The 23,050-nt window shown below is 68.0% G+C and carries 30 protein-coding genes and 1 other RNA gene; 14 read left to right on the forward strand and 17 right to left on the reverse strand.

Annotated elements, in window-relative coordinates:
• Window positions 1-50 precede the first annotated feature (50 nt).
• The gene (gene fur / locus LA521A_RS10405) at window positions 51-458 is read right to left on the reverse strand and encodes a ferric iron uptake transcriptional regulator (RefSeq protein ID WP_281778838.1); all 408 of its coding nucleotides are present in this window, start codon (window positions 456-458) and stop codon (window positions 51-53) included.
• Window positions 459-606: 148 nt separating this feature from the next.
• Here fur and LA521A_RS10410 point away from each other — a divergent pair, with 148 nt between their 5' ends.
• Window positions 607-1,011, forward strand: coding sequence for an outer membrane protein assembly factor BamE (locus tag LA521A_RS10410; protein WP_281778839.1), 405 nt, complete (start codon window positions 607-609; stop codon window positions 1,009-1,011).
• Window positions 1,012-1,049: 38 nt separating this feature from the next.
• Here the strand turns inward: LA521A_RS10410 and LA521A_RS10415 are convergent, their stop codons facing one another.
• Both LA521A_RS10415 and LA521A_RS10420 read right to left on the reverse strand, forming a co-directional pair.
• Window positions 1,050-1,322, reverse strand: coding sequence for an RnfH family protein (locus tag LA521A_RS10415; protein ID WP_281778840.1), 273 nt, complete (start codon window positions 1,320-1,322; stop codon window positions 1,050-1,052).
• Window positions 1,319-1,768 carry a type II toxin-antitoxin system RatA family toxin gene (locus LA521A_RS10420; protein ID WP_281778841.1) on the reverse strand — a complete coding sequence of 150 codons (450 nt, stop codon included), beginning with the start codon at window positions 1,766-1,768 and terminating at the stop codon, window positions 1,319-1,321. The genes LA521A_RS10415 and LA521A_RS10420 overlap by 4 nt, the downstream gene beginning before the upstream one ends.
• Before the next feature lie 63 nt (window positions 1,769-1,831).
• On the opposite strand from LA521A_RS10420, the gene smpB reads away from it, so the two are divergent.
• Window positions 1,832-2,344 (forward strand): SsrA-binding protein SmpB, encoded by a 513-nt coding sequence (smpB, locus tag LA521A_RS10425; RefSeq protein WP_115841547.1) that lies wholly within the window; start codon window positions 1,832-1,834, stop codon window positions 2,342-2,344.
• Between the two features lie 182 nt (window positions 2,345-2,526).
• On the opposite strand, the gene LA521A_RS10430 is transcribed toward smpB, so the two are convergent.
• The gene (locus LA521A_RS10430) at window positions 2,527-4,728 is read right to left on the reverse strand and encodes a CHASE domain-containing protein (protein ID WP_281778842.1); all 2,202 of its coding nucleotides are present in this window, start codon (window positions 4,726-4,728) and stop codon (window positions 2,527-2,529) included.
• 81 nt (window positions 4,729-4,809) lie between these two features.
• On the reverse strand, window positions 4,810-5,046 hold the full coding sequence (locus tag LA521A_RS10435) for a hypothetical protein (RefSeq protein WP_281778843.1): 237 nt from the start codon (window positions 5,044-5,046) through the stop codon (window positions 4,810-4,812).
• 153 nt (window positions 5,047-5,199) lie between these two features.
• Between LA521A_RS10435 and LA521A_RS10440 the strand changes: the two genes are divergently transcribed.
• From LA521A_RS10440 to LA521A_RS10450, 3 genes are all read left to right on the forward strand, one after another.
• Complete coding sequence (locus LA521A_RS10440; protein WP_281778844.1) at window positions 5,200-5,568, forward strand: DNA-binding protein; 369 nt, start codon at window positions 5,200-5,202, stop codon at window positions 5,566-5,568.
• Window positions 5,569-5,672: 104 nt separating this feature from the next.
• Window positions 5,673-6,026: a transfer-messenger RNA gene (gene ssrA, locus LA521A_RS10445) on the forward strand.
• 191 nt (window positions 6,027-6,217) lie between these two features.
• Window positions 6,218-6,499: a hypothetical protein gene (locus LA521A_RS10450; RefSeq protein WP_281778845.1), complete on the forward strand. Its 282-nt coding sequence runs from the start codon at window positions 6,218-6,220 to the stop codon at window positions 6,497-6,499.
• A 6-nt stretch (window positions 6,500-6,505) separates the two neighbouring features.
• Here the strand turns inward: LA521A_RS10450 and LA521A_RS10455 are convergent, their stop codons facing one another.
• Entirely contained in the window at window positions 6,506-7,543 is a 1,038-nt protein-coding gene (locus LA521A_RS10455) for a DNA topoisomerase IB (protein WP_281778846.1), read from the reverse strand.
• A gap of 154 nt (window positions 7,544-7,697) precedes the next feature.
• Here LA521A_RS10455 and LA521A_RS10460 point away from each other — a divergent pair, with 154 nt between their 5' ends.
• Entirely contained in the window at window positions 7,698-8,315 is a 618-nt protein-coding gene (locus LA521A_RS10460; protein WP_281778847.1) for a GIY-YIG nuclease family protein, read from the forward strand.
• Between the two features lie 13 nt (window positions 8,316-8,328).
• Here LA521A_RS10460 and LA521A_RS10465 read toward each other — a convergent pair whose 3' ends face one another.
• Window positions 8,329-8,670 carry a cupin domain-containing protein gene (locus LA521A_RS10465; protein WP_281778848.1) on the reverse strand — a complete coding sequence of 114 codons (342 nt, stop codon included), beginning with the start codon at window positions 8,668-8,670 and terminating at the stop codon, window positions 8,329-8,331.
• Window positions 8,671-8,697: 27 nt separating this feature from the next.
• A complete protein-coding gene (locus tag LA521A_RS10470) occupies window positions 8,698-8,970 on the reverse strand; it encodes a GlsB/YeaQ/YmgE family stress response membrane protein (protein ID WP_281778849.1) in 273 nt (90 codons plus the stop codon).
• 127 nt (window positions 8,971-9,097) lie between these two features.
• Here LA521A_RS10470 and LA521A_RS10475 point away from each other — a divergent pair, with 127 nt between their 5' ends.
• Entirely contained in the window at window positions 9,098-9,586 is a 489-nt protein-coding gene (locus tag LA521A_RS10475) for an MgtC/SapB family protein (RefSeq protein WP_281778850.1), read from the forward strand.
• Window positions 9,587-9,763: 177 nt separating this feature from the next.
• Entirely contained in the window at window positions 9,764-11,509 is a 1,746-nt protein-coding gene (locus LA521A_RS10480) for an ABC1 kinase family protein (RefSeq protein ID WP_281778851.1), read from the forward strand.
• Window positions 11,510-11,536: 27 nt separating this feature from the next.
• Here the strand turns inward: LA521A_RS10480 and LA521A_RS10485 are convergent, their stop codons facing one another.
• Both LA521A_RS10485 and LA521A_RS10490 read right to left on the reverse strand, forming a co-directional pair.
• Window positions 11,537-11,947 (reverse strand): VOC family protein, encoded by a 411-nt coding sequence (locus tag LA521A_RS10485; protein ID WP_281778852.1) that lies wholly within the window; start codon window positions 11,945-11,947, stop codon window positions 11,537-11,539.
• Window positions 11,948-11,982: 35 nt separating this feature from the next.
• Window positions 11,983-12,459: a helix-turn-helix transcriptional regulator gene (locus tag LA521A_RS10490; protein ID WP_281778853.1), complete on the reverse strand. Its 477-nt coding sequence runs from the start codon at window positions 12,457-12,459 to the stop codon at window positions 11,983-11,985.
• Between the two features lie 185 nt (window positions 12,460-12,644).
• Between LA521A_RS10490 and LA521A_RS10495 the strand changes: the two genes are divergently transcribed.
• Window positions 12,645-13,058 carry a CBS domain-containing protein gene (locus LA521A_RS10495; protein WP_281778854.1) on the forward strand — a complete coding sequence of 138 codons (414 nt, stop codon included), beginning with the start codon at window positions 12,645-12,647 and terminating at the stop codon, window positions 13,056-13,058.
• A gap of 2 nt (window positions 13,059-13,060) precedes the next feature.
• Window positions 13,061-13,714: a DUF4142 domain-containing protein gene (locus LA521A_RS10500; protein ID WP_281778855.1), complete on the forward strand. Its 654-nt coding sequence runs from the start codon at window positions 13,061-13,063 to the stop codon at window positions 13,712-13,714.
• Between the two features lie 68 nt (window positions 13,715-13,782).
• Here the strand turns inward: LA521A_RS10500 and LA521A_RS10505 are convergent, their stop codons facing one another.
• Window positions 13,783-14,142: a hypothetical protein gene (locus tag LA521A_RS10505; protein ID WP_281778856.1), complete on the reverse strand. Its 360-nt coding sequence runs from the start codon at window positions 14,140-14,142 to the stop codon at window positions 13,783-13,785.
• A gap of 304 nt (window positions 14,143-14,446) precedes the next feature.
• Here LA521A_RS10505 and LA521A_RS10510 point away from each other — a divergent pair, with 304 nt between their 5' ends.
• Together LA521A_RS10510 and LA521A_RS10515 are read left to right on the forward strand one after the other, a co-directional pair.
• The gene (locus LA521A_RS10510; RefSeq protein WP_281778857.1) at window positions 14,447-15,769 is read left to right on the forward strand and encodes a sigma-54-dependent transcriptional regulator; all 1,323 of its coding nucleotides are present in this window, start codon (window positions 14,447-14,449) and stop codon (window positions 15,767-15,769) included.
• Window positions 15,766-15,981: a hypothetical protein gene (locus LA521A_RS10515; RefSeq protein WP_281778858.1), complete on the forward strand. Its 216-nt coding sequence runs from the start codon at window positions 15,766-15,768 to the stop codon at window positions 15,979-15,981. Before LA521A_RS10510 ends, LA521A_RS10515 begins: the two co-directional genes overlap by 4 nt.
• Window positions 15,982-16,079: 98 nt before the next feature.
• Here LA521A_RS10515 and LA521A_RS10520 read toward each other — a convergent pair whose 3' ends face one another.
• The 3 genes from LA521A_RS10520 to LA521A_RS10530 all read right to left on the reverse strand — a co-directional run bounded on the left by LA521A_RS10520 (window position 16,080) and on the right by LA521A_RS10530 (window position 20,413).
• Window positions 16,080-17,450, reverse strand: coding sequence for a BON domain-containing protein (locus LA521A_RS10520; protein ID WP_281778859.1), 1,371 nt, complete (start codon window positions 17,448-17,450; stop codon window positions 16,080-16,082).
• A 568-nt stretch (window positions 17,451-18,018) separates the two neighbouring features.
• The gene (locus LA521A_RS10525) at window positions 18,019-19,797 is read right to left on the reverse strand and encodes a hypothetical protein (protein ID WP_281778860.1); all 1,779 of its coding nucleotides are present in this window, start codon (window positions 19,795-19,797) and stop codon (window positions 18,019-18,021) included.
• Between the two features lie 19 nt (window positions 19,798-19,816).
• Complete coding sequence (locus tag LA521A_RS10530) at window positions 19,817-20,413, reverse strand: NfuA family Fe-S biogenesis protein (RefSeq protein ID WP_281778861.1); 597 nt, start codon at window positions 20,411-20,413, stop codon at window positions 19,817-19,819.
• A gap of 120 nt (window positions 20,414-20,533) precedes the next feature.
• Between LA521A_RS10530 and LA521A_RS10535 the strand changes: the two genes are divergently transcribed.
• Together LA521A_RS10535 and LA521A_RS10540 are read left to right on the forward strand one after the other, a co-directional pair.
• Window positions 20,534-20,875, forward strand: coding sequence for a 4a-hydroxytetrahydrobiopterin dehydratase (locus LA521A_RS10535; protein ID WP_281778862.1), 342 nt, complete (start codon window positions 20,534-20,536; stop codon window positions 20,873-20,875).
• 21 nt (window positions 20,876-20,896) lie between these two features.
• Entirely contained in the window at window positions 20,897-21,316 is a 420-nt protein-coding gene (locus LA521A_RS10540; RefSeq protein ID WP_281778863.1) for an energy transducer TonB, read from the forward strand.
• A 3-nt stretch (window positions 21,317-21,319) separates the two neighbouring features.
• Here LA521A_RS10540 and LA521A_RS10545 read toward each other — a convergent pair whose 3' ends face one another.
• The 3 genes from LA521A_RS10545 to LA521A_RS10555 all read right to left on the reverse strand — a co-directional run bounded on the left by LA521A_RS10545 (window position 21,320) and on the right by LA521A_RS10555 (window position 23,006).
• Window positions 21,320-21,619 (reverse strand): HigA family addiction module antitoxin, encoded by a 300-nt coding sequence (locus LA521A_RS10545; RefSeq protein ID WP_281778864.1) that lies wholly within the window; start codon window positions 21,617-21,619, stop codon window positions 21,320-21,322.
• A gap of 36 nt (window positions 21,620-21,655) precedes the next feature.
• On the reverse strand, window positions 21,656-21,853 hold the full coding sequence (locus tag LA521A_RS10550; protein WP_425494507.1) for a type II toxin-antitoxin system RelE/ParE family toxin: 198 nt from the start codon (window positions 21,851-21,853) through the stop codon (window positions 21,656-21,658).
• A gap of 154 nt (window positions 21,854-22,007) precedes the next feature.
• Window positions 22,008-23,006 (reverse strand): RluA family pseudouridine synthase, encoded by a 999-nt coding sequence (locus LA521A_RS10555; protein WP_281778865.1) that lies wholly within the window; start codon window positions 23,004-23,006, stop codon window positions 22,008-22,010.
• Window positions 23,007-23,050: the final 44 nt, after the last annotated feature.

Raw genomic sequence — 23,050 nt, forward strand, 5'->3', positions numbered from 1 at the left:
CCATTGGCGGGCTTTCTTCGTCATGGCGCATCAGCCGTTCGAAGCGAACGTCAAACGCCCTTCTTCCTGCGCACGTAAAGCACCAGCGAGTGCTCTTCGATCTCGTAGCCGTGCTTGGCCGCGACCTTGCGCTGCAGTTCCTCGATCTCGGCGCTTTCGAACTCGATGATCTTGCCGGTGTCGATGTCGACCATGTGGTCGTGGTGATGGCCGCGATCGAGTTCGTACACCGACTGGCCGGCTTCGAAGTTGTGCTTGAGCACGAGCCCGGCCGCCTCGAACTGCGTGAGCACGCGGTACACGGTGGCCAGGCCGATGTCCTCGCCGTGTTCGAGCAGGTGGCGGTAGATGTCCTCGGCGGTCATGTGCCGGGGCTTGGCCTGCTCGAGCAGTTCCAGGATCCGCAGGCGCGGATGGGTGACCTTGAGTCCGGCCTTGCGGAGTTCTTGCGATTCCATGGTGGTCCCTCAACGATGCGGCGCGACCGGTGGCGCCGGAACGGCGGATGAACATGGCCGACCCCGAAGGTGGACGGCCCGACTCCGCGCTTGGTGGATGCGCCCGGCAGTGTATCATCGCGGCGTTATCCGCCTGTCGCAGACACCGATGCCGAAGCACACGCACAAGCTCCTGCTGGTCCTCTCCATTGCCTTGGTCACCAGCGGCTGCGGCATCCTCTACAAGCAGCCGATCTACCAGGGCAACCTGCTGGAAAAGGCCAACGTGGACCAGCTGCAGACCGGCATGAGCAAGCAGCAGGTCACGCTGCTGCTGGGTACGCCGTCGGTGGAGGATCCGTTCCACCACGACCGCTGGGACTACACCTCCACCCAGCGCACCAACCGCCGCGGCTCCACCGAGAAGAAGAACCTGACGGTTTGGTTCGAGAACGACGCCGTGGTGAAGTGGGAAGGCGACTACTTCCCCGAGCAGGACGAGCAGCTGGCGCGCCAGACGGTCAAGCAGTTCGGCCGCAACCTGCCGAAGGAAAAGGGCAAGAAGGGCCGCTGATCGGCGCCGCTGCTTCCCCTCGAACGAAAAACCCCGGCTCACGGCCGGGGTTTTGTTTTGGTCGATTCGGCGCGACGGCGACGCGCGTCCTTGGGGTCGGCCACCAGCGGGCGTAGCAATTCCAGGCGATCGCCTTCGCGCAGTTCGGTATCGGCGGTAGCGCGCACGCCGAACACCGCACAGGCCACGATCTCCGGGTCGTCCTGCCAGCCCGTCGCCGCCAGCGCCTGCGCGACGGACGCGCCCGGCGGCAGGTCGAGCCACACCGACTCGAAGCGCCGCGGCCACGCGCGGACGACCTCGATCCTCACGCCTCGTCACCGCGATCGGCCACGCGGACGAAGTCGTCCACCATGCGATCGGCCAGGCTCTGGAAGCCCACCGCCATCGCCGGGCCGAGCAGCTTCACCTTCGGCTCGAAGTTGAGCGTGAGCGTCACCTTGCAGGCGGACTCGTCCAGCGCGTGGAATTCCCAGCGTCCCCCCAGGCTCTGGAACGGCCCGTCGACCAGCTTCAGGTCGATGTGATGCGGCGCGCAGGTGGTGTTTTCCGTGACGAACCAGGTGCGCAGCGCGCCCAGGCCGATGTCCAGCCGCGCGACCATGCGCCCGGTGCCGTCCGTCTGGACGCCCTCCTCCAGCACCTGCGAGGCATCGCACCAGCCGAAGCGGCGCGAGTAGGCGCCCACATCGTTCACCAGCGCGAACATGCGCGCGGCGGAGTGCTCGACGAGGGCGGAACGGCGGATGGTCTGCATGCGGCGGCGGTTCCCGAAGCGCGGAAGTCGCGCGCGGGCCCCGCTTTCGGGGACAATGGCGCGATGTCCAAGAATTCCAACAAGAAGACCGGCAAGGATAAGGGAAAGGGCGCCGGCGGCGGCACCATCGCGCTGAACAAGCGCGCCCGCCACGAATACAGCCTCGAGGAGAAGTTCGAGGCCGGCCTGTCCCTGCAAGGCTGGGAGCTGAAGGCGATCCGCGCCGGCCGCGCCAACATCGGCGACGCCTACGCCGTGGTGCTGCACAGCGAGATCTTCCTCATCGGCGCGCAGATCACGCCGCTGATCTCCGCCTCCACGCACGTGGTCGCCGACGACCGCCGCTCGCGCAAGCTGCTGCTGCACCGCGCCGAGATCGACAACCTGATCGGCCGGGTGCAGCGCGATGGCTACACCCTGGTGCCCACGGCGTTGTACTGGAAGGGCAACAAGGTGAAGGCCGAGATCGCGCTCGCCAAGGGCAAGCAGGCGCACGACAAGCGCGAGGCGAGCAAGGAACGCGACTGGCAGCGCGAGAAACAGCGCGTGATGCGGCGGCACAACAAGGACGCTTGAACCACGCAGCGCCTGGTCGTTTCCGGGCTACGCCCGAAAACCCGCGATTCGCTTCGCAAACCGCGGGCCGCGAACCGTGCACATCCATTCCCCATTCGCGCCTTCGGCGCGAATCGCCCCCCACTCGGGGGCTGGGCGGCTTCGTAGACAGGAAATCGCCATTCGAAGAGGCGGGCCGTTCGTCACTCCGCCAGCTTCTCCCGCGGGAGCGTGAACCAGAACGTCGCGCCCTTCCCCACTTCGCCTTCGGCGCGGATGGTGCCGCCGTGGCGTTCGACGATGCGCTTCACCGACGCCAGGCCGATGCCGTGGCCGGCGAAGTCGTCGTTGTGGTGCAGTCGCTGGAACGGGCGGAACAGCTTGTCGACATAGGCCTGCGAGAACCCCGCGCCGTTGTCGCGCACGAAGTACTCCAGCCCCTGCTCGGTCATCACCGCGCCGAATTCGATGCGCGGATCGAGCCGGTCTCGGGTGAACTTCCACGCGTTGCCCAGCAGGTTGCCGAGCAGGTTGCGCAGCAGCGGCGCGTCGCCGATCACGAACAGCTCCGGCTGGATGTTCACCTCGACCTGGCGCCGCGCGTCGCTCACGCGCAGTTCCTCGACGATCTCGCCGGCGAGGCGGCTCAGGTCCACGCGCTCCAGCCGCAGTTCGCCGCGGCTCACGCGCGACATCTTGAGCAGCGCGTCGATCAGCTCGCCCATGCGCCCCGCGGCGCGTCGCACGCGCACCAGGTAAGCACGGCCGCCTTCGTCCATGCCGGCCGAGTGGCGTTCGATCAGGATGCGGCTGAAGCCATCGATCGCGCGCAATGGCGCGCGCAGATCGTGTGAGACGGAGTATGCGAAGGCCTCCAACTCCTGGTTGGCCTGGCTCAATTCGCGGGTGCGCAGCGCCACCCGCGCCTCCAGCGTCCGGTTCAGGGCGTGGACGCGCGCTTCGGCACGCAGGCGCTCGGTGACGTCCTCCACCTGCACCAGCCCGGCGATGTCCTGGCCAATGTTGCCCGGCACCGGCGCGTAGGTCAGTTGCGCCTGGCGCGGGTCGCCGCCCTCGCGATGCAGGCGGCGCGTCGCGCGATGCACGCCCTGCGCGTCGGTGGTGCCGTGTCCGTAGGCGATCATTTCCGGCTCGTCGCTCTCGAACAGCGCATCGAAACGCCGGCCCACCAGCGCCTCCGGCGCGAGCCCGACGATGTTCCCCAGCGCGGGGTTCGCCTCGACGATGTGGCCCTCGCTGTCGAGCAGCGCCTTGCCGATCGCCGAATAGCGCATCGCGCTGCGGAAGCGCTGTTCGCTGCGGCGGTAATCCTCGGTCATGCGCACCGCGATGCGGTACGCCTGCGCTTCGGTGCGCGCCAGCATCCACGCGATCGCATACAGCAGCAGCGACGAGAACAGGCCCAGCGCAAGCAGGTTCTGAAGGCCCTGCAAGCGCGGCGCCGCCTGCGCGAGCGGCGGCGATTCGAATTCCACGCGCCAATGGCGGCCATACAGCTCGAACGTGCTGCTGTGGCGGAACGCCGGCGCCGGTCGATCGCTCGGCGCGTACGTCGCATACAGCAGGCGGTCGCCGGCGGAGACGTCGACGACGCGGAACTGGTTGTCGTTGCGCAGCGCGCCCAGCGCGTTGCGCACGAACCCTTCCATGCGCACCGGCACGTACACCCAGCCCTGCATGTCGGCGCGACGATTCGTGAGCGTGGCCGGACGCCCGCCGCCGCGGTACACCGGCAGGTACAGCAGGATGCCGGTGCTGCGCAGCGAACCGTCCTGGATCAGGTGCACCGGGCCGGACAGCGTCGCATTGCCGGTTTCCATCGCCTGCAGCATCGCGGCGCGACGCACGGGCTCGGAGTACATGTCGAAGCCGACCGCCCCGACGTTCGCCGGCGTCTTCGGCTCCAGATACAGGATGGGCCCATAGTCGCGACGTTGCCCCCGCGGCCAGATCTCCAGGAGCCCGTGGCCGGCTTCGCGCCATTCCAGTTGCAGGTCGGTCAGCCGCGTCGCGGGCACGAACTCGGCGAAGCCCAGGCCCACCATGCCGGGAAAGCGCCGCTGCAGGTCCATGCCGTCGACGTACGCCTGCCACTGCGCCGGCGACGGACGCGGGCGCGTGACCGAGGCGAACATCGACACGCCGCCGCGGGCGACCAGCTCGTACTTGGTCATGCCCTGCCGCAGGAGTTCGGTGACCTCGGCCGTCTTGCTGACGAACTCGGCTTCGGCCGCCCGCAGCTCGCGGTCGCGCGCGGCGCGCCATGCGGTGAAGACCAGCAGCAGCGAGCCGGCGAGCACGATGAGCGCGAGCAGGTAGCCGCGTCGCGGCGAAAGCTCGGACAGGTCGGGCGTGCGGTCTTCGCGAACGGCCTCGGGGCTCATGCCCCAAGCATACAGGCCAGAGACTTTGTCGCGTTCAGCTCGGTGGGCCGGTTCCGCGACGACCGTCACCCCGATGCGGGATCACGTGCGGGGTCCGCGAGGCGAACGGCGCACGCCCGACAGCGCGAGCAGCTCGATCGCATCGACCCGGAAGCTGCACGCGCGGGCCATGATCAATGCGCGTTTTCGCGTGGTGACGTAGCCGCGCTTGCGCATGCGGCGCAGCATTTCGGTGCTGATTCCGGCCGCCTGCGCGGCCGCGCCACAGGAGTGGAAACATTCTACGTATCGCTCGACCGGATTGGCCGCGACGTCCATATCGGTAGTCATGGCGCAAATGGATACCACCGCGGGTTGCCAGATACAACAACCTACGCATGCGTGCTTTTCGCGAAGCCTGCGCAACAATAAGTTGGAACGACGCGCACTCCTCATGTGCGTTTCGGATCTCTCTCATTCGAGCGTAGGGAAATGCCTCAAGCACCGCACAAGGAATTCGCAAAACGCCTGCACCAGGCGTGGGATTACGCCGGCTTCCCGCAAGGTCGCCATCGCACCACGCACGTCGCCGACCACTACGAGGTCAGTCGCGAATCCGCGCGAAAGTGGGCGCTCGGTCTTTCGATCCCGGCCAACGAGCGCCTTCGCGCGATGGCCGTGCAGATGCAGGTCAGCTACGAATGGCTGTCGACCGGCCGCGGCACGATGGAAGGCAAGAACCTGGTGCGCGAAACGCCCACCAAGTACGACAACGCCGAAGAGGTCCGGCTGGTCGGCCTGGTCCGCAAGCTGCCGCGCAAGAAGCAACGCGCGCTGATCCAACTGCTCGAGGAAAGCTGAGCGTCCACGCTGCGGCGCTTGAACGGTGGCAAACCCCTGCTCCGCCGGCCCTTGTGGCTGCGGACTTCGCCCCTATACTGGTCGGGTCAGCGCGAGCTGTCCCCGGGGGTGCACTGGCTTCGACGGGGGTTGCGAAATCGCTTGGCGCATGCCGAGGGGGTAGCTTTCCTCGTAAATCCAGCTGCAAACTTCTAGTTGCCAACGACGACAACTACGCTCTGGCCGCTTAAGGCCTAAGCCCCGAAACTGCTTGTGTCCGTGCTCGCAGCGTAGGGTCATCATCACGGAATCGCCGGGAGTGGTTGCCTGTCAGCACCCGGTTAACCCAAAACAGGCTGGTCCGCCGATGCGCTTCGCACATCGTGCTGTCGGAGGACGAGATCCAACGGTGAGCTAAGCATGTAGTGCCGGGGATGGAGTGCCTTCGGACGGGGGTTCAATTCCCCCCACCTCCACCATCTACTGCAGAAAAGCCCGCTTCGGCGGGCTTTTTTGTGGCCGCGATTCGCCGGGTTCCGGTGCCCGGCCAAACGCCGATCCGTGAACCCGTGCACGCTCCGGGCGCCCTGCCCGCCCAATTCGGACTCGTCTGATGGGCCCGCAAACGGGGGTTGCGGATGCTGGGGACCACTTCGCCTCCGGGACGCCCATGCGCCAGGCCAGTCGACTCACCGGCACCGAACTGACCCAGACCGAACGCTTCGCCTTGCTGGCGCTGCGAAACAGGACACAGCTGTTCCGCTGGGAACGCGCGCTGATGGAAACGGCGACGATGCAGCGCCTCGCCGGCAAAGGCCTGGCGTTGTTCGAAGGCGAGCGCTGGGAGCCGACGCAGAAAGGTATCGAGCTGATCGCCCGCCTGACCGGCCATGACCTGAGCTCCATCGCGATGCCCGATGCCGCATCGGCGCCGGATACCGCAGGCGGTTGAGGCCTGTTACGGCTTGATCGCGCGGCGGCTGCGCCGCAGCAGTCGCAACGCGGCGAGCTCCCACTGGCGCTCGCCGCGGGCGCCGGCCACCGCCTTCTGCAGGCGGCCGTCTTCCCAGCATTCGAACACCGTCGGGTCGATGTACGACTTGCGACAGACTGCCGGCGTGTTGCCCAGTCGCTGCGCGACGTCCTTGATCACTTCGTTGCGCAGCGCCGGGACCGCCGTGACCTTGATCTCGCCGTCCTCGCGCCGCGGCACCTCGCGTTCGGCCAGCAGGCGGATCGCGACGAGCGTGCCGCCCCAGGTGCGGAAATCCTTCGCGGTGAAATCCGCGCCCATCGCCTCGCGCAGGTAGTCGTTGACCATGCCCGAATCGACGGGCTGCTGCTGCCCGTCGTCGTCGAGGTACTGGAACAGCATCTGTCCCGGCAGCTGCTGGCAGCGCCGCATCAGCCTGGTCAGTCGCGCGTCGGTCAACACGATGTCGTGCTCCAGCCCGCTCTTGCCTCGGAAGTGCAGGTGCGCACGACCGCCGCCGAGGAACTCCACGTGCCGGTTGCGTAGCGTCGTCAACCCGTAGGAGCGATTGCCGCGCGCGTACTCGGCGTTGCCGATGCGCACCAGCGTGTCGGCGAGCACGGACACGACGATCGCCAGCACCTTCTCGCGCCCGAGCCCCTCGCGCGCCAGGTCGCGCCGCAACGCACGGCGAAGACGCGGCAGCGAGGCGGCGAACGCGACGATGCGATCGAACTTGCGTGAATCGCGCACCTCCTGCCAGCGCGGGTGGTAGCGGTATTGCTTGCGGCCGCGGGCATCGCGCCCGCATGCCTGCAGATGGCCGTTCGCACGCCGGCAGATCCACACTTCGCGATACGCCGGCGGAATCGCCAGCTTGCGGATGCGCGCCAGCGTGTCGGCATCGCGCACGGTGCGGCCCTCCGGGTCTATGTAACGGAAGCCCTTGCCCGAGCGCATGCGGCGCAGGCCTGGTTCGTTGTCGCTCACATAGACGAGGCCGCCGTCGCTGGCCGCGGCCACGCACGCCTCGTCCCGGGGAACGCCATTGCCTTTTGCGATGGGTGGAGCCTTGCGCGCGCGTGCCATGCGATCAGCATCCGAAGGACCGCATCAAGATTGCGTCGCGATGCCGCGCCACGACCGCGGCTCACGCGCGATCGGCGATGATGGCCGCATGGCTTTCCTCCGCACCAGCGAGCCTGAACGCACGCGCGGCACCAGCGAAGGCGCGTGCCACCTGTACGTGCTGCCATGCGCGTACGAGGACCTGCTGAAGCTCGGTTTCTCGCGACAGCCGCTGGAGCGCATGCAGGCGCTGCACCCGCGCTTCTTCGAGTTCTTCGACCTCGACCGCGCCCTGCTGGTGGACACCGAAACCGTGCGCGACGCGCGCCGGCTCGAACTCGAACTCGGCCACGCCCTGGCCGAGTACAGCGCGCCAGCGCCGCTCACCGTGCGTTTGCAGGCGGCCGGCCACACGGAGTGGTACCGCGGTGCGTACCCGCTGCTTTCGCAGGCCGTCGAACGTCTGGCTGCGAACGGCCACACCGTGCACGCTCCACTGCGCGCATGGCTGGAGATGCAGATGCAGGCACGCGCGCCGGCGCTGTTCTCGTGGGGGTTAAGCGTGCTCGAGCGCGTCGAGGGCGAACCCGATCACCTGGACCGGTTGCCCATGCTGCACGCACTGCGGCAGCAGGTACTGGATGTGCTGGATGCCCATCGCGCACTTGGCGTGACCGTGAGCGACCACCTGCCCGACGCGCTCGCGCAGTGGTATCGACAACGGTGATGCGCGTGTCGCGCTATTTGCGACCAGCCGACAGCGGCTCTTCTTCCGAGTCGTACGCTGGCGGGTAGTAGAAGTTCACGGTCTTCAGGCGCGTGCGCCCGGTGTTGCGGATTTCATGGCGTTCGCCGCGTTCCACGACCAGCAGGCTGCCCGCCTTCAGGGGCTGGCGACGTCCTTCGACGATCGCCAGCCCCGTTCCGGATACCACATACAACCACTGGTCCGCGCCGCGATGCCGGTTGTCCGGGCCGCCTTCGCTGTCGCCGGGTGCGATGACCATTTCGGCTGCCTGCACCTTGCGTACATCGAAGGCGACGCGGAATCCCGTGCCGAAGCGGAATCGCTCGTGCTTCATGCGTCGGGAACGGACCGTGCGTGGCGCTTACCGTGCGCGACCGCGCGTGAACAGATTCACGATCGCAAGCAGCACCACGGCGCCGAGCAGCGAAAGCAACAGGCCGGCGATGCTGAAATTGCCGTCGTTGATGTCGCCGCCGCCGATACCCAGCATGCCGCCGAGCCATCCGCCGATAAACGCGCCGATGATGCCCACGACGATGTTGAGGATGATGCCCTGCTGCGCATCGCGACGCATGATGAGGCTGGCGAGCCAGCCGACGATGCCACCCACGATCAACCAGATGATGATGCCCATTGCGTGTCTCCTCCTCTCTCCGTCCTAAGGTGCGCCGGATGGTAGGAACGCGGTCGTGATCGGCGCGTGTGTGGCGCCCACCGGGGTCGTGACGGCGCCTACACATCTTCGACACCACCGTGCCGCCATGGATTGGACGCTCCAGTTGTTCGTACTGCGCGACGCCGCCGTGGCCATGCTGCTGGGCGGCGTGATCGGCTTCGAACGGGAATTGAAGAACCGACCGGCCGGCTTCCGTACGCACATGCTCGTGGGCGGCGCCGCGGCGCTGCTGGTCGGGCTCGGTCAGCTGGTGATCATCGACCACCGCCTCGACAGCGAGCTTCGCCTCACCATCGACCCGTTGCGACTGGTCGAGGCCGTGATCGCCGGCGTGTCCTTCATCGGCGCCGGCACGATCTTCGCCCGGCGCGGATCGCAGGTCGTGGTGGGCATCACCACGGCGGCCACGATCCTGATGGTCGCGGTGATCGGCGTGATGTGCGGCTTCCGCTACCACCTGCTCGCCACGCTCGCCACTGCGTTGACGCTGGTGATCCTGACGGTGATCAACTGGGTGGAGCGGCGTATTCCCGAAGACAAGACCGCGAAGAACAAGGCCGACACGGCGGACTGATGCGGCGCGATCGCGCGCATCGCGTGAAGCGACGCGCGCGAAGACCTCACGGATTCTTAGCGATGCCGACCTATGCTGGAGTCCGGTCGCCCCGCAACGCGTGAGCACGGACGTCGACACGCGGACGACACTGCCCGACACACCATGCATTCCACTCGCACGACGGAGCCCGAACGAATGCGCGATGCCCTGCCCGCGCCCTCGCTGTCGCCCATCCCGCGCCCCGCGCGCGCCGACGCCACGAGCGCGCAGCCCAACGGCCTGGCGCGCACGGGTCGCATCCTGCGCTTCCTCATGCGCTATCGCGGCACCGGTGTGTTCACCGGGCTGGACCTCCGCTCGTCGGCACAGATCGCCGGCGAGGTCGACGTGGGCGACCAGCGCCCCGAGCAGTTCGTGAAGGACCTCGAAGCGCTCGGTCCTACTTTCATCAAGCTGGGGCAAGCGCTTTCCACGCGAACCGACCTGGTGCCCGCGCCGTATGTGGCCGCGCTCACGCGCATGCAGAGCCAGGTCACGCCGGTGGAATTCGACGCGATCCGCACGCAGGTCGAATGCGCGCTGGAGCGTCCGATCGAGGAAGTCTTCGCGTGGTTCGACCCGGCGCCGCTAGGCTCGGCCTCGCTCGCGCAGGTGCATCGTGCGCGCCTGCTCGACGGCCGCCCCGTCGCGGTGAAGGTGCAGCGTCCGGGCGTCGCCGAGGAAGTGCGGCAGGACCTCGCGGTGCTCGATTCGATCGCCACCGGCGTGGATCACACGACGGGCCTCGGCCAGCGCGTGCGCTTCTCCGACTGGGTGCACGAGTTCCGCAAGGCGCTCGTCGGCGAACTCGACTACACGCTGGAAGCGGCCAACCTCGAACGCTTCTCCGAGCACCTGGCCGCGTATCCGGACCTGTTGATCCCGCGTCCCGTGTGGCCGCTCACGCGCACGCGCGTGCTGGTGATGGACCTGGTCAACGGCGATCCGCTCGATGCGAACGTGCTGGCGCGCGTGCGTCCAGATGCGCTGGAACGCCTGTGCGAATCGCTGATGCGCGGCTACCTCGACCAGATGTTCGTGCATGGCGAGATCCATGCCGATCCGCATCCGGGCAACCTGCTGCTGACCGACGACGGCCGGCTCGCGGTCATCGACCTGGGCATGGTCGTGCACGTGCCGCCGCGGCAACGCACGCGGCTGCTGAAGCTGATGTTCTCCGCCGTGGAAGGCCGAGGCGACGACGCGGCCGACGAGGTCATCGCACTGGGCACCCGGCTGGAAACCTTCGACGAGGAACGGTACCTGCGCGAGTCAGGACAGCTCATCGCGCGTTACGCCGCGCACGCCGGGCTGAAGGACCATTCCGAAGGCCGGCTGATGCTCGACCTCACGCGCATCGGGGCGATGTGCGGGCTGCGCACGCCGCCGGAGCTGAGCCTGCTCGGCCGCACGTTGCTGCACCTGGAAGGCGTGTGCCGCCTGCTGGCGCCGCAGCTCAACGTGCAGAAGGTCATCGAAAGCCACATGCCGAAGATGATCACCGCGCAGATCAAGCGGTCGCTGTCGATGCCGGCGCTGGCGGTGGAGGCCGTCGAACTGCAGGGCTTGGTGCAGGACGCGCCGCGCAAGCTGTCGTCTGTGCTGTCGCTGCTGGCCGAAAACCGCCTGCAGGTGCGCATCACCGGGCTGCAGGAATCGCGGTTGATGGAGAATCTGCAGAAGATCGCCAACCGCATCGCGGCCGGCGTCGTCGTCGCCGCCCTGATCCTCGCATCGGCGATGCTGCTGCGCGGCAGCGGCCCCGGTACGACGAACCGCTACGAGTGGCTCGCGCTGGTGCTGTTCCTGGTCGCCACCGCGCTGGGACTGGCGCTCGTCGTCAGCGCGTTGCTGCGCGACCGCAAGGCCAAGCCGCGCGAGGAACGCGGGCCGCGCACCTAGGCGGCCCGCGTCGGAACGTCACGTCGTTCAACGCACCTCGTTGATGCGCACGTGGTTGCCCGCCGGATCGCGGAACGCGCAGTCGCGTACGCCGTACGGCTGGTGCGTCGGTTCCTGGATCACTTCCGCGCCGCTGGCCTGCAGTTTCTCGAAGGTGCGATCGAGGTCGCGGCTGGCGAGGATGATCATCGCGTAGGTGCCCTTGGCCATCATCTCCACGAGCGTGCGGCGCTCGTCCTCGGTGATGCCGGGCGTGATCGCCGGCGGCGTCAGCACGATGTTGGTTTCCGGCTGGCCCGGCGGGCCGACGGTGATCCAGCGCAGTCCGCCGTAATCGACGTCGTTGCGCACCTCGAAGCCCAGGGTGTCGCGATAGAAGCCCAGCGCGGCGTCGGGATCGTTGTGCGGCAGGAAGGTGGAGTGGATGGTGAGGTCCATGCGGTGCGTCTCCTGATGGGGTGAAGGGCGTGGTGTCAGCCAGCGCGTTCAGTCTGCGGCGTCGCGTCGGCCGGCGCTTCTTCATTCCTGATCGATTTGGCCCGGACCGGCCGCGTCACCTGCTTGGCGACGCACGGGGGAATGCCCTCGGCCGCCGCGCCGTGCTCGCGCCGGTACGCGCCGGGCGGCATGCCGACCAGTTCGGTGAAGCGCGTGGTGAACGTGCCCAGCGACGCGCAGCCGACGTCGAAGCACACCTGCGTCACGCTCATGTCGCCGCGGCGCAGGAGCGCCATGGCGCGCTCGATGCGCCGGGTCATCAGGTAGCTGTAGGGCGATTCGCCGTAGGCCCGCTTGAACTCGCGGCTGAGGTGCCCGGCCGACATGTGCACGCCTTGCGCGAGCGCTTCCACGTCCAGCGGCTTGGCGTATTCGCGGTCGATGCGGTCGCGCACGCGGCGCAGGCGCGCGAGGTCGCGAAGGTGGACGGCGTCGGCGTCGGGTGCGTTCACGGGCGCGATGCTGTCATGCGGCCACGCGCGGACTCAAGCGCGCCCCGCCCGTCGGCGGCGCGCTCCCGGTAGAGATGCGTTCACGCGATGCGCCACGCGCTTCACGCGAGCGAAATCGCGCCGGTGCGAAGGTTCGGGTTTCGACCGCAAGGCATCCGCCGGATCCAACCATCAGGAGCAGAGCCATGAAAGTTGCCCAGATCATGAACACCGACGTCTTCCTGACCGCCCCGAACCGCAGCATCCGCGAGGCCGCCGAAACCATGCAGCGCATGGACGTGGGCAGCCTGCCCGTCGGCGATGGCGACCGCCTGATCGGCATGGTGACCGATCGCGACATCGCCATCCGCGCGGTGGCGCGCGGCCTCGACGCCGACACACCCGTGCGCGACGTGATGACGCAGGAAATCCGCTACTGCTTCGACGACCAGGACGTGGACGATGTCGCGCGCAACATGGCCGACCTGCAGGTTCGCCGTCTGCCGGTGATCAATCGCGACAAGCGGCTCGTGGGCTTCGTGTCGCTGGCCGATTTCGCGCACGGCGCCGACAACGGCGCGACCGAGGAACTGGTGCGCGGCGTCGCGACGCCTCACTGACGATGCGCGTCCTTCCCACCCTCCTGGTCGTCGCGGTGATGGCCGCCGCAGGCTGTCGGCGCGACGACGCCGCCGCCCCGGCGCAAAACCCGCCGCCCGCTTCGACCTCGCCCGGCGACGCCACCGGCGCGGGCACGATCGCCTCGGACACGCATACCAGCGCCGACACCGCGCCGCCCTCGCCCGCTCCCGCGGCGCCGCCTTCGCCAGGCGTGTCGCTTGCGCTGGTCACCGCCGTCGACGAGCACGAGATCGCCGCGGTCGAGCAAACGCAGGGACGCAAGTTCAGCCCGCCGGTACGCGAGTACGCGCAGATGCTCCATCGCGAACACAGCGAAAACCTGGCCGCAGCGCGCGCACTGTCGTCGGCGGGCCATCTGATCCAGCCGGAAACCACGACCGAGGTGCACGCGCTCGTCGGCAAGGGCAAGGCGACGCTGGAAGCGCTGGCCGGGACGCCGCACGCACAGTACGAACGCGCATGGCTCCAGGCGATGGTGGACGGTCACGCCGAGGCGCTGTCGATGCTGGATTCGCGCCTGATCCCGGCGGCGCAGGACGAACCGCTGCGCAACTTCCTCAACAACACGCGCGACCACATGGCGATGCATCTGGAACGCGGCCGCGCGTTGCTCGAGGCGTCCCAACCGCGCTGATTCTTCCCCTCCGCTCCCGCGGCCGGCCTTTGCCACGCCGCACCTCCGTGTGCGGCGCATCGCTCCCCTCAGCGGATCGTCGCGAACCCGAAGCGCGGCTCCTGTTCGAACGTGCGCGGCGCGTGGCGCTCCGAAAGCCGGGTCCACGCCGCCATCGCGACGGGCAGCGCTTCGTTCCAGTCCAGGCGCGAATTGCCGCGCACCCGCACGTAACAAAGCTGGAGGTTGTCGGCCATGTCGTCGAAGTCCTGGCCGTGGCCGCGCAGGTAGGCGTCCAGTCCGAGCTTCAGCGCCGGCAGGTAATCCTCGCTGCGGAACCTCGGAACGTAGTTGCGGTAATGCCGCATCCAGTAGGCCACTTCCTCCTCGATATCCACCGCTTCCACGACCGTCGAATGCTCCCCGTAATACAGCTTGGCGTTCATCATCTCTCTCTCCGTGCAGTTGTCTTTGTCGTAACCGCGGTGCGCCAGAACCGACCTCACCGGCGCTGGCAAAGACAAGCAGGAGCAACTTACGTGCCATGTGCAAGCCGATGCCGTACCCACGCGAAGGCAACGTGAAAAATGTTCCCGAACATGACCGTTGGCCCACCGCAGGCGACTTCGCGACGCATGCGGGGCGTGAAGAAAGCGGTTGCGGAAGGAAGATGTTTCCCGCTTCGTTGAATATTCTTCAAAGCCTCTTAACTTGCCGGCGTCTAGGCTGACGGCCTCAAGAGGGAGATAACCAGTGCCGGCATCCTTGTTGATCGTCGACGACGATCGCGACTTCACTGCGTCCGCGGCCGACTTCGCGCGCCTGCGCGGGTTCCAGCCGTACGTGGCGCATTCCATCGAGCAGTCCCGGCAGTTCAGCCACCTGCCGCCGCTGGATCTGTTGCTGCTCGACCTGGAGTTGCCCGATGGCAACGGCATGGACCTGCTGGACGATCCCGCGCTGCCCGAACACGACCACGCGGTAATCGTCACCGGCCAACCTTCCGTTGAATCGGCGATCCAGGCGGTTTCCCGGCCCGTCTACGACTACCTGCTCAAGCCGCTGTGCCCGGAACAATTCGACGCGCTGCTCTCGCAGGCAGCCGCGGCCTATGCCCGCGCGCACAACATGCCGGTGCGCTTCGGCATGGTGGGCGGCTGCGAATCGATGCGCCAGGTGATGGAAGACATCGAGCGCGTCGCGCCTTCCGAGGCCTCCGTGTTGATCACCGGTGAAAGCGGCACGGGCAAGGAACTCGTCGCGCGCGCCGTGCACCAGCGCAGCGGTCGCCAGGGCGCGTTCATCGCGGTCAACGCCGGCGCGATCTCGCCCGAACTGCTCGCCAGCCACCTCTTCGGCCACGAGCGCGGTAGTTTCACCGGCGCCAATGCGCGCCACGCCGGCTATTTCGAACAGGCGCACGGCGGCACGCTGTTCCTCGACGAGATCACGGAGATGCCGCTCGCGTTGCAGGTTTACCTGCTGCGCGTGCTGGAAACCGGCACCGTCACGCGCGTGGGCGGCACGGAGAACATCCCCGTCGACGTGCGCATCGTCGCGGCGACCAACCGCGATCCGTTCGCGGCGGTCGACGCCGGCACGCTGCGCGAAGACCTGTATTACCGCCTGGCCGATTTCACCATCGCGATGCCGAGCCTGCGCGAGCGTGGCGAGGACGTGCAGCTGCTTGCGCAGCATTTCCTCGACCTGCTCAACGTGCGCCACGGCGCCAGCAAACGCTTCGCCGACGGCACCGATCGCACGTTGCGCCGCCATGCCTGGCCGGGCAACGTGCGCGAATTGCGTAGCGCGGTGCAGCGTGCGTTCCTGAGCAGCGACGACGGCGTCGTACGCCTGCGCCCCAATGCGCGCCGCGTGCGCGCCAACGATGCCGACCCGGGGTCGGTGATGTTCACCGTGGGCATGACCTACGCCGAGATCGAGCACGAAATGCTGAGCCGCACGCTCGCCTACTTCGACAACGACCGCACCCGCACGGCGCGCGCGTTGGGCGTGAGCGTGCGCACGATCCATAACCAGCTGGCGCGTCTGCGCACGCGGGATGCGGAAGCGTGAATGGGCCTCTGGACGAGGATGCCGATCGTCATTGGCGCCATTCGCTTCGCAACGAGCTCAACGTGATCACGATGGCGGTCTCCACCGCGCTGGCGATGCTGGAACACGGCGCCGAACCCGAGCGCGTGCGTGAGCACCTCAAGCGCGCGGAAGCCGGTTGCCGTCGTTGTCGCAACCTTGTGATGGATCCGCGCGATGCCGCCGACGAGTGAGGTTTTGGCGCTTGCGCTCGCTTGGTTTGCGATATCGACCAAAGAAAGGGCCCGCATCGCTGCGGGCCCTGTTGCTTTGATGGGAGTGATCGACCGCGTCAGTGCGCCGACGAGCTTCCCTGGTTGTCGCCGCCGCTACCGGTGCGCCCCGCGGACGAGGAACCGCTGCCCGTCGTGCCGCTGCTGGCCGACGTCGAGCCGCTGGCCGTCGTGCCGCTGGCGCCCTGGCGCGAGGAGGACGACGAACGTCCCTGCGACATCGTCGACTCGCCCGACCGCTGCGACTGCTGCGACTGGGACTGCGATTGCGACTGCACCTGGATGCGGTTGTCGACCTGCTTCACGCCGCTGCTCGCATCGGCGAGATCTTCGGCGCGATGCTTCATCCAGCGCTCGGCGACCGTGCCTTCCAGCGTGATCACACCGTTGACGCAACGCACGGTGATCTCGGTGGCGTCGAGGTAATCGTCCTCGGTGAGGCGCTCGTTGATGTCCTCCAGCAGGCGTTCGTCGGAACGCGTGTAGGAGCGCGGGCCCATGCCGCGGTAATTGCGGCTGGACTGGCTGCCCGACATGCCGCGCTGGCGATTGCCGGCGCCGAAGGACTGCGCGCCCTGGGTATCGCTGGCGTAGCCGCTCATGTAGCCGCTACCCGAACCCTGCTGGCCGGAGCCGCCGTACTGGCTGCCATAGGCCTGTTCGTCGGCGTAGCCGGACGAGAGGCCGTAGCCTTCGCCGTAGCCGCGTTCCCAGTTGCGCCCGCCCGAACGACGGCCGGACTCGCCACCTTCGTAGCCGCGATACTCGCGACCGCTGCCGTAGCCGTGCGAGCCGGAGCTGTGTTCGCCCTGCCCGTACGCCTGCGTGCCGTAGCCGCGCTGGTTGCTGTAATCCTGCTGGCCCTCGCTGCCGCGACGCTGGCTGCCGAACTCGCTGCCATAGGCGCGGTTGCGGCCCTGGTTGCCGTAGTCCTCGCCCTGCTGCTGCGAGCGGTAGCCCTGGCTACCGTAACCCTGGCTTCCATAGCCCTGGTTGCTCTGGCCGCCGTAGCCCTGGCTGCTGCCCTGGCTTCCGTAGCCGCGATTGCTGCCGTAGTCGCCATGGCCGCGGTCGCCGTACTGGCCGCTGAACTCGCGCTCACGGCCGTACTCGCTGCCGTATTCATTGCTGCCCTGCGCACCGTAGGTGCCCTGCTCGCCCCAGCGCTGCGATTCGCGGCGCCCCTGCGACCAGTCCTGTTCGTCGCGGCCCATGCCGCTGCCGTACTGCTGGCGTCCCATGCGGCCGCCGGACTCGTAATCGCCCGCGTAGTGGCCCTGCGTGCGGCTGGAGCTGCTGTCGTCCCAGTCCTCGCCCGCACCCCAGCGACGCGCGCCCTGTCCGTATTCGGACCGGCCCGACATGCCCGATTCCTGGCGTTGCTGGCGCAGACGCTCTTCGTACCGCCTGGAAGCATCACGTTCGTTCATCGTTTCTCTCCTTCCACTCAACCAAGCACGTCCCGTTTCCAGGGCGCGCGCGCCCAGCCGCATCGCGTCTTGCGCAACGGCCTTCAATTCACCGGTTCCCGATCGCTCGTCGGTCACTGGACTACCCTCCTGTGTGGATGCATGCGACGTAGGGGTGTATGCGGCATCGCGGGGCGATGCATGCATTGCAGGTCTCGCGCGCCGTGGCGGCAAGCGCTCGCAGGCGGACTGTGCCGCGTCGTATGTAAAGACAATGCCGACATCGTTCAGCCACGACGTAACAAGCCGGTGATGCATGCAGTGATGGCGTGTGCGGCGTGTGCTTCGTCTGCGCACACGCGCGCATTCGCGAACGGATAGTGGAAAACATGCCGCAAGACGCGTGCCATCGCGCGAACGCGTCAGCGATGCGCCAACGCGAATCGCCGCGCGGAAAACTTTCCGCCAGCGAAATTGTTTCTGTCGTGGTTTGCGCGTTGCGCGCGTTGCGTCGCCAGCGCGGTTCGTGACGAACGCGTGAGACGTCGACACGCCGGCGCGCTGAACGCGCGCCAACGTCGTGCGTCGTTTACGGCTTCACACTGCCGTTGTCTTCCTGCAGCGCGGGCTTGAACGGAATGTCCGGCGGCGGACGTGCTTCTGCCGGCTGGTCGTTGAGGTTCGGATCGCTCAATCCGCAACCGCCGCCGAGGCCGAGCATCGACACCACGCACTCGATGCGCTTGTTGGTGCCTGGGATCGGGATGGTCACCTTCTGGATGCCCTTGCGCACCCATTCGGCGAGCAGCGTTTCGTCGGGCACCCAGTACTTGTCGAACGAGGTCGGTTCGAAATCCGTCGGCTTGCGCTTGAGCCACGTGCCGGAGCGGTCGAGGTCGCGGATCTCCTGCGTGATCGCGCCCGGGGGCTGGTTCGGCGACGCCGAGCCCGTCGGTTCGGGCACGCGCAGGCTGCCGTCGCTGTTGTAAAGGCCCGGCGTGAGACCACGCTGTCCGCCCGGCGCATTGCGCGTGCTCTCGCCCCAGTCGTCGCCGCGGCGCGGCGTGGACCACGTGCCCGGAGACGGCGTCGGACTCGGCCCCGCCCCCGCCGTCGCAGGCTGCGAGCCGCGACCGGCTGCGGCAGGCGCCGTGCCGGACGGTGCAGCGGCACCTGGTGCCGACGGAGCCGCCGATGCAGGCGCTTTCGACGGCGCGGTCGACGCTGCATTCGACGCGGCCGACGATGCCGACGGTGCGGTGGACGTTGCCGTGCTGGTGGCGGCGGACGGCGTAGGCGACGAAGCAGACGGCGCAGGCGTGGGCGGTGTCGGTACATCGCGCGTGCGCACGGTCTGTTCGGCCGCGCGAACCTGCGGCGTCGGTACGCTGGGTTCGGGCAGCGTGGGCGTTGGCGCGCGCGTGACTGGCGCTGCGATCTCGCGCACCGTGATCTCGCGCGTGCGTTGTTCGATCGACGGGACGACGAGTTCGCGTGGCGCGATCTCCGGTCGAACCGGCTGCACGGGCTCGGCGACGTCGGTCGCGCGCACCTGCGGCACGGGCGTGCGCAATTCCGGCACGGCAAGCGAAGGCTGCGGCGGCTGGCGTCGCGTTGGCGGCAGCACGAACACTTCCGGCGCGTTCGGCACCGGTTCGCTCACGGTCACGGCCTGCTCCACCGGCGGCGGCGTGGGCGGCGGAAGCTGCGGTTCGGGCACGTCGCGTTGCGCCACGTCGGGCAGCGGCGCGTCGAGCGTGGGCGTCGGCAACGGCGGCGCGGGCACCGAAGGCGCCTGTTGCGGCGCGGGCTGCGCGGCCGCCGCGGGTTGCGCGGCGGCCGGCTGCGCAGGCGCCTGCGTGGCTTCGGGCTGCTGTGTCGGTTCGGCCGCACCGCCGCCGGGTTCCTTCGGCGTGCCCGTGCCGATGTACTCGATCATCGTCACGTCTTCGCCCTGCGGCGGCGCGTTGCTGACGGCCATGAAGCGCAGGTACATCAGGTACAGCAGCAGCGCGCCGAAGAAGACGTGCCAGAAGATCGTGAAGCTTGCCGCGAACCAGTGCGTACGGCGGTCGTACTTGTCCCAGCGGTCGGCATCGCGCGACCAGTCCTGGCGCATCAACGTGGTGAACGCCTGCCAGCGCGTCAGGTCGCGCAATCGGCACGGGCGCTCGGTCAGTGGGCGCTGCAGGAAGACGGCGATGATCGCGTCGACGGTCGCGCCACGCACCGCGCCGGCGCGTTGCGCCATTCCGTCGAACCACGCCTGCCAGCCGGGCGGGAACTCACCCGGCTTGCGACGCAGGTGCGGCGCGACGAGCTGCAACCTTCGTTGCAGTGCGTGGATGAGATCGGCGGCGGAGAACATCTACGTCGCCGCGACCGGATCAGGCCGCGGAGTCGCGGCGGATGTAAGGTGCGTCGCCGGTGTCGTGGTCGGTGGCATCGCGTACCGCCGTCACGCCGGGCACCTTGCTCAGCAGGGTCTTCTCGATGCCCTGCTTCAGCGTCACGTCGGCCATGCCGCAACCGTGGCAACCGCCACCGAAGCGCAACACGACCACGCCTTCGGCGGTCACTTCCTGCACCGACACATGGCCGCGGTGCGAGGCGAGCTGCGGGTTGATCTCCTGCTCGACGATCCAGTGCACCCGTTCGACCAGCGAGGCCGAATCGGCCGGCGCCTCGCCCTTGATCTTCGGCGCGCGGATCTGCAGCTGGCCGCCGGTGGTCTGGGTTTCGTAGTCGATCTGCGCGCCGTCGAGGTATTTGACGCTGGCCGCGTCGAGCCACACGGTGAAGCCTTCGCAATCCACGGCCCATTCGTCGCCCTGCAGGTCGCCGGGTTCGGCGAACTCCAGCCGCACGTCGGCGCGCGGCGTGCCGGCATGCACCGCGGCAAGGCGGACGCCAAGTCCCGGCAGGGACTCGCGCTCGATCAGCTTGCGGAAGTGACGCTGGGCGGATTCGGAAATATTGATCATGGCGCTATTCTAGCGGGGTCCACGCATTCAGATGGCGCGGCCGTCACCCGCGATGGCCGACGATGCGTTCCATTCAGTCGGCCTGTCCGTCGGTCGCCCTCCCGCAAGGAGCTCCACTACGTGAACGACCTCATTCCCCTCGCCCAGGCCCATTGCATTCCCCGCCGCGGCACCGAGCACCGCCTGAGCGAAGCGCGCGTGCGCGAGCTGATGCCGCAGATCCCGGGCTGGGAAGTGGTCGAGGACGGGCACGCCATCGCCCGGACGTTCCGCTTCGGCAATTACTACGAAACCATGGCCTTCGTTAACGCGCTGGCGTTCGTGGCGCATCGCGAGGACCACCACCCGGACCTCGGCGTGCACTACGACCGCTGCGTCGTGCGGTATTCGACCCATGACGTCGGCGGCCTGAGCGAAAACGACTTCATCTGCGCCGCCAAGGCCCAATCCCTCGCCGCCTGACGCCTGCACGAGGCCGCCCGCATGGACTTCCCCCGCATCCGCATCGCGCTTGTCGCCGGTTTCGTGGTCGCCATCGCCGCGTGCCAGCCACAGCAGCCGCCGCCTCCGCCGGTCCCGACGACCGACCTGCTCGCCGTCGACACTCCGCCGCCGGGCTACCCGGAAGAACTCGCCTGCGACAACGTCGGCGGCCAGGTAATTCTGGCGATGACCATCGGCGTGGACGGCAAGCCCAGCTCGGTCGACGTCTTCCGCAGCAGTGGCGTGGCCGCACTGGACCAGGCCGCGAAGGAAGGCGTGCGCACCTGGACGTTCAAGCCCGCCACCCGCGGCGGGCAGCCGCAGACCTCACGCCTGCAGGTGCCGGTGAACTTCAACCCGCCGGTGGAGCGCCCGCAATCGTGCTTCGCGCTCGACGAGAAGCGCCGCCGCGGCGGGTGAGCGTCAGGCCGCCTGGTTCGACCAGGGTTTGATCTTCGCGATTTCCGCACCGTGCAGGTCGCGCTCGACCGCGATCTCGTAATCGCGCTGCAGGTTGATCCAGAACGCATCGGATTGCCCGAAGTAACGCGAAAGCCGCAACGCGGTATCGACCGAAATGCCGCGCCGTCCCGCCAGGATCTCGCCGATGCGCGTCTGCGGCACGCCGATATCGCGCGCGAGCCGGTAGGCGGTGATCTCCAGGGGCTCCAGAAATTCCTCCCTCAGTATTTCGCCCGGGTGGGGATAGGGAACCGTACGCATGGCGTTCCTCGTTGGTGGAGCGAGACAGTGGCGGTGTCAGTGGTAATCGACGATTTCCGCATCGGCCGGGCCCCGCGGCGTCCATGCGAAGCAGAGTCGGAACCGGTCGTTGATTCGCATGCTGCATTGACCGATCCGGTCGCCTTGCAGCACTTCCAAGCGGTTCCCGGGCGGCACTCGGAGGTCGTCGAGGTTGCCGGCGGCGTTCAGCATGGCGAGCTTGCGCAGCGCCACCGTTCGATCCGGACGAAGCGCGGCACGCGACGCCCCTCGAAGAGCGCCTGCGTGTCTTCGCAGCGGAACGACTGGATCGCCATGCGGCAAACGCTAACGCCTGACGTTAGCATACGCCAAGCGGGAGCATTTCTCAGCCGGCGGTTCTGACGGCTTACGCCAGCCGGTCGAGCACGTCGATCAGCTCCGGCGCCAGCGGAGCGTTGAGGAGGTACGGCGTCCGGCCGTCATCCAGCGCGAATTCCAGCGTCGAGGCGTGCAGGAACAGGCGCTTGAGGCCGGCCTGGTCACGCAGGCGCTTGTTGGCCTCGGCCTCGCCGTACTTGTCGTCGCCCGCCACCGGGTGGCCGATGTGCTGGGCGTGCACGCGGATCTGGTGAGTACGGCCGGTTTCGATGCGCACTTCGCAATACGACTGCCCACCGCGGCGTTCGAGCACCTTGAAGTGGCTCAGCGAGGGCTTGCCGGCCAGATTCACCTGGACGTGCCGCTCGCCGCCCTGCCGCAGGCCGATGTGCAGGGGGGCGTCGACCGTCATCACGCCGTCGGGCATCCGGCCGCTCAGCAGCGCGAGGTAGCGCTTCGAAATACCGCCCTCCTCGCGCATCAGCGCCTGCAGTTCGGTCAGCGCCGAACGCTTCTTGGCGACGACGAGCAGGCCGGAGGTGTCGCGATCGAGGCGATGCACGAGCTCCAGCGTCTGTCCGGGTCGCAGCGCACGCAGCGATTCGATGGCGCCGTGGCTGATGCCGCTGCCACCGTGGCTCGCCAGGCCTGACGGCTTGTTGAGCGCGAGCAGGCGGGCGTCCTCGAAGACGATCGCCGCTTCCAGCGCATCCAGCAGACCCTTCGGCGGCGGCGCCCGCTCCCCGGTTTCGCCCAGCCGGACCGGCGGGATACGCACCTCGTCGCCCCCCTCGAGCTTGCGCTCGGCCTTGGCGCGCCCGCCGTTCACCCGGACCTGCCCGGAGCGGACGATCTTGTAGACCAGCGAGCGCGGGGCGCCCTTCAGCTGGCCCAGCAGGAAGTTGTCCAGGCGCTGCCCGGCGCGATCGTCGGGCACGCGGACGGTGCGGACCTGGGCGGCGTCGTTTGCCGGACGCGGCGCCGGGCCGGTCTTCCCCGGCCGGTTGTGGGGGTCTGAATGGGTCATCCTGCGGGGTTATCTGTTACACTCGCGACGCGAGATAAGGTTTT

It is taken from the genome of Lysobacter auxotrophicus (genome assembly GCF_027924565.1).
Lineage (GTDB): Bacteria > Pseudomonadota > Gammaproteobacteria > Xanthomonadales > Xanthomonadaceae > Lysobacter_J > Lysobacter_J auxotrophicus.